This window comes from Trichocoleus sp. Lan, from assembly GCF_039961855.1.
GTDB lineage: Bacteria > Cyanobacteriota > Cyanobacteriia > Cyanobacteriales > FACHB-T130 > FACHB-T130.
On the sequence record NZ_JAMPKA010000007.1, the window covers coordinates 174,415 to 187,348 of the forward strand.

The window sequence follows — 12,934 nt, forward strand, 5'->3', positions numbered from 1 at the left end:
CTCTCTTCTCTCTTTCTTTCTTAGCATCTTTGCGGTTCATTCTTCTTTTAAATGCCCGTCGATTTTCGTAACACCAACTCCCTTTGGACTTCCATCCTAACCGAAACATTAAAGCGACTAGGATTAACCACAGCCGTTATTTGTCCAGGTTCTCGTTCAACACCCCTTACTGTTGCTTTCGCTCAAACTGATGAGATAGAAGCCATTCCTGTTTTGGACGAACGATCCGCCGCATTTTTGGCATTAGGAATTGCGAAAAAATCTGGATTGCCGGTGGCGTTAGTTTGCACTTCTGGAACTGCCGGGGCAAATTTTTACCCAGCCGTAATTGAAGCTAGGGAAAGTCGAATTCCGCTTTTAGTTTTAACCGCCGATCGCCCCCCAGAATTGCGAGATTGTCATTCTGGACAGACGATCGATCAGGTGAAATTATTTGGCAATTATCCCAACTGGCAAGCTGAGTTAGCGTTGCCTTCTCTAGAGATGGGAATGCTGGGTTATCTGCGGCAGACAGTGATGTATGCGTGGGAAAGAACGCTCTTTCCGACTCCAGGCTCCGTTCATCTTAACATCCCCTTCCGCGACCCCCTCGCCCCAATTCCCGACGGTGCTGTAGAGATGCAAAATGGTGCGTCTCTACTAGATGAAGATTTCTTTGCAAATTGTCAGCCATTAGGAGCAACTTTCAACCTGCAACCTACCACTTTCAACCCCATACAGGAGTGGCGGCAATGTGACAGAGGAATTATTATCGCTGGGACTGCACAACCGAAAATACCGGAAGAGTATGCGATCGCGATCGCGCAGCTCTCCAAATCTTTAAAATGGCCTGTATTGGCTGAGGCGCTATCTCCATTAAGGAACTATAGTCAACTGAACCCTTATCTAATTTCTACCTATGACTTAATCCTGCGTAATCAGCAGTTAGCGCAAAAACTGACACCAGAAATGGTAATTCAAATCGGTGAATTACCTACCAGTAAAGAACTGCGAAACTGGCTAGATCAAACTCAACCGCGCCGATGGGTAATTGACCCCAGCCACCACAATTTAGATCCCTTGCACGGCAATACAACCCACCTGCGAATCTCCATAGAACACCTATTTCAAACCTACCCAAATGAACTTGTAGAGACGCAAGCGATCGCGTCTTATCTCAGCAGTTGGTGTGAAGCCGAATCAAAGGTCAGGAAAGCCATCGACCAAACGATGGCAACAATGGACACACTTTTTGAAGGAAAAGCCGCTTGGTTACTTTCCAAGACGCTACCACCGGGCACTCCTCTGTTTATTTCTAATAGTATGCCGGTGCGAGATGTAGAGTTTTTCTGGGCACCCAACAATTCCGGGATTCAGCCCTTTTTTAATCGAGGCGCGAATGGCATTGATGGCACCTTATCGACTGCTTTAGGCATTGCACATCGCAATCAAAGCACTGTGATGCTGACAGGTGACTTAGCTTTATTGCACGATACTAACGGCTTTTTACTGAGAAGTAAATTTATAGGGCATTTGACCATAATTTTAATTAACAACAATGGCGGCGGCATCTTTGAAATGTTGCCGATTTCCAAATTTAACCCACCCTTTGAAGAATTTTTTGCCACACCACAGGATATAAATTTTGCTCAGCTTTGTGCTACTTACAATGTAGAGCATGAAGTGATTACATCCTGGGAACACCTGAAGCAACGATTAAACCCATTACCATCGCAGGGACTCCGGGTTTTAGAGTTGCCAACCAATCGCAAGGTAGATGCCAAATGGCGGAAAGAGAATTTAGGAAAATTTGCAGCAGATATCCTGTGAACGTTAACTCTGGTGAATCATTCAGCCTTTCATGCTAATGGATCGTCAGAATCTTTCTCCTGCTGACTCCTGTCATATTCTTCAATAAATTGCGCGATCGCATTTTTCTGTTCTTCTGTTAAACAATCCTTTTCAAGAAGGCTCCTAAGCCGGTTAATCGCTAAAGATACGTCAACGTAAGGTTCAAGTAAATTCGGCTCAAGCCCGTAGCCGGTGGTTTGACCCATATTAGACTCAGATTTTCTAAATGCTTTTTCAAAAAACTTCTCAAAGAAATCAACTAGCCCTTCGTCGTTTTTAATCGCCTCTTTAACCCACTGTTTGACTTCATCCTCGCTTGTTTGCTCCCGCCAATAATACAGGATATGTGCTAAACCTGGCGTTTGTAATAGGGAGTTTTGCTGCACGGCATCTTGCACCTTATTTAAGGCAATTTCTTCAAGTTCATCAAGGTGCTGTGCGCTGATAAGTCTTTCTTCTTCTAGATTTGATTCACTAGCTCCAAACTTACCGTGTTGTTGACCTAGGACGACTACTTTGTCCACAATTGTTAAAACTGCCTTACCATCTGACATCGCCTGTTTCAACACCTCAAACCGTGCTGGTTCCTCAAGACGACGCAACAGATGTGAGATGATGCGCTCGATTCTGATATCATTTCCAAAATCAAACATTCCGCACGGTTCGTCTTCAGGACGCAAAAGGCGATCGCCCACATCCAATAAAGCTTGCACAATTGAAGGAATGCTATTTAAAGGAATTTCTTTTTCAGTGTAATCCTCAAGTTGTTCCAAAAATATCCGAACTTGCGTCGTACCCTCAGGACGTTTTTGATTAGCGAGTTCTACAAGAGTTTCTCCAAATGCCTTCGCATCGCCTGCCAAAGCCAGGATGGCTTTCATCTCGGTATTCGATAATTCACCTTCTGGTAACGCCAGACGGAAGTAGACTGGAAATACTTCTAAGCTGCATACGCGCAGTTGTCTGCGCCATGTTAACTCTTGTTGTGCAACGTATTGGGTATTATTACCCCAAATCGCTGATAACTTAGGAAAGAGGATCAATAGCAACCGTTTAACTGGCTCTTTATCCTCATCTTGAAGCTGAGCAATCCAAGAATTGTAAAGAGATTTTAGTTCGTCTGCTGTAGCACTTACAAAACCTTTGGTATCCGTGTCTCCTGCAAAAGCTTTAGGATTTTTGCGAATGATGTCATATATCGTTGGGCAAAAGACTCGCAGCGACTCAACAGCGATGAAATCCACTGAGTTTACTTCACCTTGAACTGCCGGGTACGTCATGCTTAAGGTGTTTATCAAACGAGTGATATCGCGAGTGTTGGTAATAAAGTGGTCAATCCCTTGATAGTAAATATTTCCCCAATAATTTCTATCTAATAGCTGTGTAGGGGTGTCAGCAAGTACGAAATTCAGTTTTTCAAAAAGTAGCCTGCGGAGTAGATTTTTATTGGGAATTGGTAACTCAAAAGGAACTTGAACAAGTTTATCAAGATAGGCTTCTCCAGCTGTCCCCTGCGTGTCTGCAAGTGCTTTGAGGGCAATTTCTTTATCGCAGACTAGGACATAGACAACATTTGTAAAATTTGGAATGGCTTTGACAACGCGAAACAACTGTCTAATTTCGTCAGTGGCAAGCCTGTCAATATCGTCAATTGTTACCACGATTCGCGGATGCTGCTTTAGCAGTGTGTTTTCGACTTCTTCTTTTAAGTCGGAAGTATCCTTTTGCTTATCGTCAAATATTTTTTCTACTACCTTACCCGCGGGAGCGTAAGGAATAGGAATTTCAGAAAACAGTTTACCGAAATCGGCTAGTCGATCTTTTAAGCCTTTCGGTACAGATTTGAATTCACTCAAAACAGCCTGTAATTGGTCAATGAAGCGCCTTGTGATATCTTCGTGTCCCGAAAACAACCAGGGATTAAAGGGTACGATAATTGGTTGCTCGTCCTCTGGTTTTTCCTTTAGATAGTGAACTAAAAAATTCAACAGCGTCGATTTGCCAGAACCCCAGGAACCGTAGACTGCAATCACGAAGCCTTCCGGAAAGCTCATTTTGCAAATACTGTCTGCTAGATATCTTGCAAAGGTCGCATATCCTAATCGATCTGCTTTCGGATTGGTTAAAGCGTTATCTGACGATAAAGCATTAAAATTCTCAGATTCGACTTCGGAATTCTTCTCAGTCTGTCCCATAAAATGCCTTTTCTTAGCCCTGTCGTCATGATGACACAGCGATCGCTCAAGCCTCCTCTCTCTTGAGGTTCTACCTAGTCACCGTAATTTCAAACACTGGGTTAAAATTCTCAAGCCGAAATACTGCACAACTCGAAATACTGCACAACTCTCTATGCAAATCAACTGGCAAACTGCCAAAACCTACGAAGACATCCTCTATCACAAAGGCGACGGTATCGCCAAAATCACGATTAATCGCCCGCACAAACGCAACGCTTTCCGTCCCAAAACCGTCTTTGAACTTTACAACGCCTTCTGCGATGCTCGCGAAGATACTAGCATTGGCGTCGTATTATTTACTGGCGCTGGTCCTCACACCGATGGCAAATACGCCTTCTGTTCTGGTGGCGATCAAAGTGTGCGGGGACAAGCTGGGTATGTAGACGATGAAGGCATCCCTCGCCTAAATGTCCTAGACTTGCAACGCCTAATTCGTTCCATGCCCAAAGTCGTCATTGCGCTTGTGGCAGGTTACGCCATCGGTGGCGGACACGTCCTGCACCTGATTTGCGACCTCACCATCGCCGCAGATAATGCTGTTTTTGGGCAAACTGGCCCTAAAGTCGGCAGCTTCGATGGTGGATTTGGTGCCAGCTATCTTGCCCGAATTGTTGGGCAAAAAAAGGCGCGAGAAATTTGGTTTCTCTGCCGCCAGTACAGCGCACAGCAAGCACTAGAAATGGGCTTAGTGAATTGCGTCGTGCCTGTAGAACAGCTGGAACAAGAAGGCATCCAGTGGGCTAATGAAATTTTAGAAAAAAGCCCGATTGCCATCCGGTGTCTAAAAGCTGCTTTCAACGCCGATTGCGATGGACAAGCTGGTTTGCAAGAACTCGCCGGTAATGCCACCTTGCTTTATTACATGACTGAGGAAGGAGCCGAAGGCAAGCAGGCATTTTTGGAAAAACGTCCACCCGATTTCCGTCAATATCCTTGGCTGCCTTAGTCGTTCGCAAATGGAAAAACCCGTTTTCTGAAAAAAAACGGGTTTAAAGAGTCATCTTTTGTAAAAAAGTATCCTACAAGGCTCTTAAATCAAAAATCGCACCTTGACTTAAATAAGGTGCGATTCTAAAGCAAATCTTTATTTTTTTAAGAGTTGAAGCAAGTTGCCTTGACAAACTGCAAGGTGAGCTTACTATTCTTTATTTTATTCATACGAGCAGCGCCTCTTCTTCTACTGGCTGTTGGGCAGTAGAAACATTCTCGTTAAGCGAGGTAGATTCTTGAGAAGAGTTCAGCGAACATTTGATTGAGAGCGCCTCCGGTGTTTTCAGGGTTTCATCCTGCCAGCGCATCATTACTTCGAGACGTTCCCAAGACGGCGCAAATGCCGGAAGTGCTAAAGAACAGGCTCCCCAGCCGCCTCGAACGGGCACGCCGAGTTGCTGACAAAGACCCCCACGACGCCCTTCGGGCTTGTAATACTGACAATACCGGCAGGCAGAAGTTACAGTATTTAAGGTCTTCATGGGAGTCCTCTTTAGGAGAATTTTTATCTATGCTTTATATTAAAATTCTCTATTAACGGTTGTAGAGTTTGGAATGTTGGAATCTATATTCCCCGTCTATGTTCTAGCGATCCCCAAGTACAAATACTGATTTAGATTTTCTTTAGCTTTGTGTAATAGACAGACACATGAAACATTAAAAACGGACACATCTATCTATAGTAAGTAATCTCGTGAACAATACCATTTTTTAACAAAACCCTATGGGGATCAAGACAAACCTTAGGCGTATCCGTTTCAGAAAAGATTAAATTTAGCTCATTTATTCAGTCGTTTATCTCTTGATTTAAATGACAAACTTTGCATTGCTCGACTAAATTGAGATTTTTGCCTCTAAAATTCTTTGAGTCAGCCTTAGTAAGCAATTAAAATCATTACATTCCCTGTAACTACTTAGGAAGTAAGGATGTCAGCATACGGGCGAAGCAATCGGGAAATAGTATTGATGCCATATTGATGCCATAAATTCAGGGCATTAGTGGCATACAAGCTTCGCCTGAGAAGACTTTTGTACAGAAGGCTACGCAGGCATCCAAGTTACAAGATGTAACGGAGAGGAAACTGGCATCTGTAACATACGATACAAAACAACTTCACATTCCGGTCTGAATTAGGAACTAAGCAGATAGACCTAAATAAATTCAAGCGATGCAGATGATTTGTGGGGTTTGAGGGGTGCCACCAGAGAAAGCAAGCGTTGCCCGCGACCTAGTACCAATCGCTGTTTCGGCTTAATGGCACCGAATCTACTGAAAGCTAGCCTTTCCATTGCCTGACAGCACACAGGGCACACACAGCCCAGCGCTGGAGTTCTCCTGGAGGGGTGGGACACTGGCACTGGGGACAAAGCGGTGAATGTTGCGATCGCTCCCGCACACCCTCCGCCCAATGTTGAAAAGCTTCGTGGGGTTCTTTCAGTTGTGCCTTCTGGTTCAACGACGGTGAAGATTTCCCCTCAACAACTCGACTGGGATGCTCTTTCCATGCCACCGATTGTTCCTGTGCATACCAGGAACGATTAGAACCAGGCTTCTTCTGCCACTGAGCCGTCGAAAAGCGAATATCAACCAAATTGCTACCTAGATGGGCATTCAACTTTTGCAGGATTCGCTGACGCTCAAAAGTCAGCGTTTGTGCCCAAGCAGCACTGGATGTAGCAACCGACAAAACGCCCCTCGATATGGAAATCGGTCGCGTTTGAGCCTGCACCGCCACTCCCACCACCGAAGGCCAACACTTGAGTAACCGCTGAAATTCTTGGCTAGCCTGCCACGCCGCCTGATTTTCGATAGCCCCTAAGATATGATGAAGAGATTTAAAAGACATCCAACAAATCCCCAGCTAAATGGCAGAATGATCGATCCTCTTGCTCGATCGTACTCAAAACCAAGACAGCAGATTCGGGTTACGGTTGCCTTCAAGCAGAAAACAACGTGTAATAAAGAGATCCGTCAGCTCTCCAAGATTCGTCAGTAGCTAAAGCTATGAGTCAAGGTCATTCGGTTGAGTCTTCTACTCGCCCCTCCCCCGCCCAGTCCATCAATCCAGCCTTGCAGGCAGCTCTGGGCAGTCTCGACGTGCAGTTAGAAGAAGAATTATCTCGATACCGACGCGAACGAGGGGGACGTGGGGCGTCGCCTGCCCCCCGCATGAATCACGATCGGGTTCGCAACAAACCTATCGACTTAATTTCCGTGAGTGCTACGGGAGGCAGGAATCAATCACCCGCCCCAGCAAAGCCTCCCGCATCCCCACCGCCACCGCCACCACCGCCAGCCAGCCCACCACAGGCAGCAAATCTGGAAGGCAAGGGAGTTGAGACAACCATCCAGAATGAAACAGGGTATACACCGCCCGCACCCGCGCCATCTTTTGACTTATCGGCTCCTGGAGCGGAACTAGCGACCTTCGCCACGCCACCCCAGGAACCAGCTTGGCATCCAGAACCAGCAGCAGATCCACCGGAGTTTGTCAATCCAACTTCAACGCACGTCCCTCCCAATGACTATCTGGAATCTTCCGAACAACTTCTGCGAAGTTTGGTGGAAGAAGAGGCGTCAGCGCCTCGTCGCTCAGAACGCAGTTTTCTGGATAGCCTGCTGACTCCCCTAGGAGTTGGTTCCTTGTTGTTGTTGCTATTTTCAACTGCCACTTTGGGCTATTTAGTGACGAATCCAGGCAGCCTCAGTTTTCTAGGTTTAGATCGCTTCCAGGAGTCAGGCACGCCCACCGTTGCTCAAAATCCAACGGCAACAACTTCAACGGCAACAAGTCCAACGGCAACAAGTCCAACCACCAATGCCCCAGCATCTGGAGCTGCGCCAAGTGGCCCAAACCTGGCGACTGACGAGTTTGTGGACGTAAATTTGGATACCTTAAGCACTTTGCCATCTTCCAGTCCAGCTTCAAGATCCAATGTGGCAGGCTTACCCAAAACTCAAGTAGCGGTGCCAACAATTTCCCCGCTACCCAGTTCACCTGCCCCCGCAAACTCCTCATCTGGGCAATCTGGCTCGGTGCCGCTTCCAGGGCTGCCGCCAGCCGCAACAGTGCCCCTTACACCCGCCAGCCCTCTCCCAGGATTGCCACAACGCCCCGCCTCTGGACAACCGAGTATACAACCGAGTGTGAAACCCTCCCCGACTGCGGCAACTCCTGCGCCGAATCCAGAGGGCTTCTATTATGTGTTTGTAAAATATAATGGCGAAAGCTCCTTGCAACAGGCGCGAAAGGTTGTTCCCGATGCCTATTTATCACCAGAAGGCACCCAAATTTATCTCGGTGCGTTCAAGAAAGAATCTCAGGCTCAAACATTGGTAAAAGAGCTTCAGACACAGGGGATTTCTGCGGCGGTCGATCAGCCTTAAGCTGGAGGTGGTTGAGTTGGAAAGTAACCTAGCATTCTGTTAACGTTGCTACTGGGACTGCGATGCCCTAAGAGGGCGACTGCTTTTAGGGGTTCGCTGCCGTGTTCGCGATCGAGTGACCGCGCTCCACTGAACCCGTGCGTTGTGAATGGAGAACTGACATGGGATTGATCGACCGCATCTTGCGAGTAATTCGAGCCAACATCAACAGTCTGATTGGACAAGCGGAAGATCCAGAAAAAATCCTGGAAGAAACGGTTATGGAAATGCAGGAGAATTTGATTCAACTGCGGCAGGCGGTGGCTCAAGCGATCGCTACCCAAAAACGGACTGAGCGACAATGCAACCAAGCGCAGTCTACCTCTCAAGAATGGTACAATCGCGCCCAACTAGCACTGCAAAAAGGTGATGAAAACTTAGCCCGCCAAGCCCTCACCAAGCGCAAATCCTATCAGGAAACAGCAGAAGCAATGCAGGCGCAGATCGAGCAACAAAATCAAGTCGTCGGTAGGCTCAAGCAAGATATGCGATCGCTAGAGAGCAAAATCTCGGAAGCCAAGACGAAAAAAGATATGTACATCGTTCGTGCTCGTTCGGCTCAAGCATCTGCGAAAATTAATGAGATGTTAGGTGGTGTTAACACTGCCAGTTCTCTGACCGCCTTCGAGCGCATGGAAGAAAAAGTCTTGCAACTAGAAGCGCAGTCAGAAGCGATCGCTGAACTCGGAAGCGATGACCTGCAAAAGAAATTTCTCTCCCTGGAAGATGCTGGGGATATTGATACCGAATTAGCTACCATGAAAGCTCAGCTGAGCCAAGGCACTGAAGCACCGCAACTGCCGTCTAGTCAGCAGGCACTTGACCCTAGCCAAGATGCCGAATTACAAAAAATTCGCTCCCAACTGGAAAGTTCTTGATCTGGAAACTACCGCTTTGGACTAGAAGTTTCTAGACTAGGAAGAAAAGTGTTGGGTCTTTAACGATTCCTGAAGGTTGCCCAAGTCACTCTTGCCTAGCGCCCTAGACTAGAAATGGTGTTTGAGGCAATTGCCGACTACTGCACCGATGGAAAACCTGACCTCCTAAATTGAACTTGCTCAAGGCTACTTTCAAAGCCTGGAAATACCTACATTAGTACACGCCAAGAGGATAAACAGCGTCATGGGATTATTCGATCGCATTAGCCGAGTCGTCCGAGCCAATCTTAACGATGTGGTCAGCAAAGCTGAAGACCCAGAAAAAATTCTGGAGCAGTCCATCATCGATATGCAGGAAGACCTGGTGCAGTTGCGTCAGGCTGTTGCTAGATCCATTGCCACCCAAAAACGAACTCAGCAACAATACAACCAAGCCCAAACCGAAGCGAACAACTGGCAAAACCGCGCCCAGTTGGCTCTGCAAAAAGGCGATGAAAATCTCGCTAGAGAAGCACTGGTACGCAAGAAGACAAACGCTGACACTGCCGCTACCCTGAAAACTAGCTTGGATGGGCAAACCACTCAGGTAGACACCCTCAAGCGCAACTTGATTGCCTTGGAAAGTAAAATTTCCGAAGCCAAGACCAAGAAAGATATGCTCAAGGCACGGGCACAAGCTGCTAAGGCTCAGGAGCAGCTACAAAACACCGTGGGACGCTTGGGAACCAGCACCGCAATGGGTGCATTCGAGCGCATGGAAGAAAAAGTTTTGGAACTAGAAGCCCGTTCCACAGCAGCAGCCGAGCTTACTGGCAATAATTTAGATCAGCAATTTGCCATGCTCGAATCCGGCAACGATGTTGATGACGAATTAGCAGCAATGAAAGCGCAGTTGACTGGTTCTTCCACCACCCAAGCGCAACTACCGGCAGGAAACCCAACCACTTCCTCTACCCCTAAATCTAATTCCGCAGTTGATAACGAATTAGAAGACCTGAAAAGGCAATTGGATAACCTATAGATTCCTGCACTTTTCGATAACTTATCTACGAATCAAAACTTTGATAGACCGCTCTGCATTCATCTGACACTCGTTGGCGATGGGATTAAGAGGGTCTATCTTGCCATAACTGGCTGACTTAAGGAAAACTGTATTGACGCAAGCAGCCTGAAAATAAATTTCCAGCTTAAAGCTAAAGCTTCCTTTAGCTTCCTAGTAAGCGTTTGAACCCGTTTAGATAGGTTTTGGGTTTTAGCCAAAACTTTAGTTTAGGGCTGAAGTTAGCAAAATTTCTCTGAAGTTTAGTGCTATTTAACACAGATAAGTTTCGCACGTTCAGAAGCGTTGCTAGTTGAAGATTTTAGGATAAATTTTCGCTTGCTGGCGTAGGTTTTAGCGAAAGCGAGCAACATTGATGCCAAAGGGGTAAGGATTGGTGATTCCGAGCGTGCCTAGGTCGATTATTAAACTTTGAAAAAGTCGTGAATCAACGGTTATTAATTAGACATAAGTTTGCTTGAAAAACAAAGTTTTAACTACTTAAAATAAGAAAACATAGATAAATTGCCCGGATTAAAACTATAAATAAAGCTTTTATACTCATCAAGTGCGATCGCAAATTTCCTTGATGTACCCCCATTCCCAACGAACCGCCTGAGGTACTGTATTACAATCAATAAGGCGTAAACCTTGATTGCTTTCCTGCCCACTAGCAACGGTTTTGAATACCGTGTTAAGTAGGTGAAGCAATAATATAAATGTCAATCGGGGGTGACATGAGCAGCACAATCTCAATTAATGATGCAGACTTTGAAACAGAAGTCCTGAAAGCCACTCAGCCAGTATTAGTGTACTTCTGGGCGTCTTGGTGCGGCCCTTGCCGCCTTGTATCGCCAGTCGTGCAAGCCGCTGCGGAAACTTATGGCGATCGCCTCAAGGTCGTGAAAATGGAAAGCGACCCCAATCCCGAATCTGTGGCAAAGTACAAAGTAGAAGGTCTTCCAGCTCTCAGGCTGTTTAAGGACAGTGAGGTGATTGAATCTTATGAGGGAGCGATTGGGAAGCAGAAATTAATGAGTATCCTGGAAACTCACCTGTAAACAGTCAGTAGTCATTAGTCATTGGTTATCGCTCGGTGAGAGACAAAAAACACCGGACAACAGACTAAGGACTAAGGACTAAAGACTAAGGACTAAAGACTAAATATGCAGTTCGCCAAGCGTTTACAACCCCTGCAAACCAATGTGTTTGCCGATATGGATCGGGTTAAGGCAAAAGCCAGGACGGCGGGACAAAATATCATCGATCTATCGCTGGGTTCCTCCGATTTACCGGCGTCAGATCGGGTTATCGACGCGATCGCCCAATCTTTATCTGACCCCAAAACCCACGGCTATTTGCTGTTTCACGGCACTCAAGCTTTTCGCCAAGCTGCCGCTTGCTGGTACACCCAGAAATACGGGATTCCGGTTGATCCGGAAACCGAAGTGCTGACCCTGATTGGTTCCCAGGAAGGCACGGCTCATTTACCCTTAGCAGTGCTGAATCCAGGGGATTTTGCCTTACTGCTTGACCCTGGTTATCCATCCCATGCTGGGGGAGTTTACCTAGCTGGTGGTCAAATTTACCCAATGCCACTACGGGCGGAAAATGGGTTTTTGCCAGTGTTTGAGGAGATCCCCTTGCCGGTTTTGGCTCAGTCACGAATGATGGTACTGAGCTATCCTCACAACCCCACAACTGCGATCGCGCCCCTATCTTTTTTCCAGACAGCGGTTGATTTTTGCCAGCGTCATAATCTAGTGCTGGTTCACGATTTTCCCTACGCCGACCTGGTATTTGAAGACGTTGCGGTTCCCTCAATCTTACAAGCCGACCCTGAAAAAAGCGTCTCGATTGAGTTTTTTACTTTATCGAAGTCTTACAACATGGGCGGCTTTCGCATCGGCTACGCGATTGGGAATGCAAATCTGATCCGCGCCTTGCGCCAGGTGAAAGCGGCAGTTGATTTCAACCAATACCAAGGAATTTTGAATGGAGCGATCGCAGCCCTAAGTGGCTCTCAAGAGGGTGTTAAAGCGGCAGTTGAAATCTTCCGCCAACGCCGGGATGCCTTTGTCAAAGCGCTTCACAGAATTGGCTGGGAGGTTCCTACCCCATCTGCCACCATGTATGTTTGGGCTAAATTGCCAGAACCGTGGGCACAGGACTCCATCAACTTTTGTACCTATTTGGTAGAAACCACTGGCGTTGCTGCCTCACCCGGTGCCGGTTTTGGTAAATCTGGAGAAGGATATGTACGGTTTGCGCTGGTACACGATCCAGAAGTATTAGAAATGGCGGTTGAAAAGATATCCCCGGTCATGTCTAAGTGAGAATACCAGCGCTCGCTGCCTAAAAGGGCTGCAAGTCTTATCTTGCGTGTGCCAAGTAAATAGTCAAATCAAATGCACAAGGACTGATTAGCTTCGCCTCAAAAAGAGAGTGGAGCTATTTTTTCTGCAATCAACATAACCGTAAATCTACGATCAGTTCACTAACTTATCCGTAAATTTCTCGGAATAAGAAACAA

The 12,934-nt window shown here is 46.6% G+C and carries 10 protein-coding genes; 7 read left to right on the forward strand and 3 right to left on the reverse strand.

What is annotated here, in order from left to right; all coding sequences use genetic code 11:
• The first annotated feature begins 51 nt into the window (after positions 1–51).
• On the forward strand, positions 52–1,809 hold the full coding sequence (menD, locus tag NDA03_RS08690) for a 2-succinyl-5-enolpyruvyl-6-hydroxy-3-cyclohexene-1-carboxylic-acid synthase (protein ID WP_348237837.1): 1,758 nt from the start codon (positions 52–54) through the stop codon (positions 1,807–1,809).
• A gap of 29 nt (positions 1,810–1,838) precedes the next feature.
• Here menD and NDA03_RS08695 read toward each other — a convergent pair whose 3' ends face one another.
• A complete protein-coding gene (locus NDA03_RS08695; protein WP_348237838.1) occupies positions 1,839–4,025 on the reverse strand; it encodes a P-loop NTPase fold protein in 2,187 nt (728 codons plus the stop codon).
• Positions 4,026–4,179: 154 nt separating this feature from the next.
• Here NDA03_RS08695 and menB point away from each other — a divergent pair, with 154 nt between their 5' ends.
• Positions 4,180–5,013 carry a 1,4-dihydroxy-2-naphthoyl-CoA synthase gene (gene menB / locus NDA03_RS08700; RefSeq protein ID WP_190414934.1) on the forward strand — a complete coding sequence of 278 codons (834 nt, stop codon included), beginning with the start codon at positions 4,180–4,182 and terminating at the stop codon, positions 5,011–5,013.
• A 208-nt stretch (positions 5,014–5,221) separates the two neighbouring features.
• On the opposite strand, the gene NDA03_RS08705 is transcribed toward menB, so the two are convergent.
• Positions 5,222–5,539 (reverse strand): hypothetical protein, encoded by a 318-nt coding sequence (locus NDA03_RS08705; protein ID WP_190666712.1) that lies wholly within the window; start codon positions 5,537–5,539, stop codon positions 5,222–5,224.
• Positions 5,540–6,334: 795 nt separating this feature from the next.
• The gene (locus NDA03_RS08710) at positions 6,335–6,904 is read right to left on the reverse strand and encodes a DciA family protein (protein ID WP_190528935.1); all 570 of its coding nucleotides are present in this window, start codon (positions 6,902–6,904) and stop codon (positions 6,335–6,337) included.
• A 158-nt stretch (positions 6,905–7,062) separates the two neighbouring features.
• On the opposite strand from NDA03_RS08710, the gene NDA03_RS08715 reads away from it, so the two are divergent.
• The 5 genes from NDA03_RS08715 (at position 7,063) to NDA03_RS08735 (ending at position 12,737) form a co-directional block, all read left to right on the forward strand.
• Complete coding sequence (locus NDA03_RS08715) at positions 7,063–8,445, forward strand: hypothetical protein (RefSeq protein ID WP_348237839.1); 1,383 nt, start codon at positions 7,063–7,065, stop codon at positions 8,443–8,445.
• A gap of 161 nt (positions 8,446–8,606) precedes the next feature.
• On the forward strand, positions 8,607–9,362 hold the full coding sequence (locus NDA03_RS08720; RefSeq protein ID WP_190414930.1) for a PspA/IM30 family protein: 756 nt from the start codon (positions 8,607–8,609) through the stop codon (positions 9,360–9,362).
• 244 nt (positions 9,363–9,606) lie between these two features.
• Complete coding sequence (locus NDA03_RS08725) at positions 9,607–10,383, forward strand: PspA/IM30 family protein (RefSeq protein WP_190430263.1); 777 nt, start codon at positions 9,607–9,609, stop codon at positions 10,381–10,383.
• A gap of 755 nt (positions 10,384–11,138) precedes the next feature.
• Positions 11,139–11,462, forward strand: a complete 324-nt coding sequence (locus tag NDA03_RS08730) for a thioredoxin family protein (RefSeq protein WP_190414928.1) — start codon at positions 11,139–11,141, stop codon at positions 11,460–11,462.
• A gap of 105 nt (positions 11,463–11,567) precedes the next feature.
• Positions 11,568–12,737 carry an LL-diaminopimelate aminotransferase gene (locus NDA03_RS08735; RefSeq protein ID WP_348237840.1) on the forward strand — a complete coding sequence of 390 codons (1,170 nt, stop codon included), beginning with the start codon at positions 11,568–11,570 and terminating at the stop codon, positions 12,735–12,737.
• Positions 12,738–12,934 lie beyond the last annotated feature (197 nt).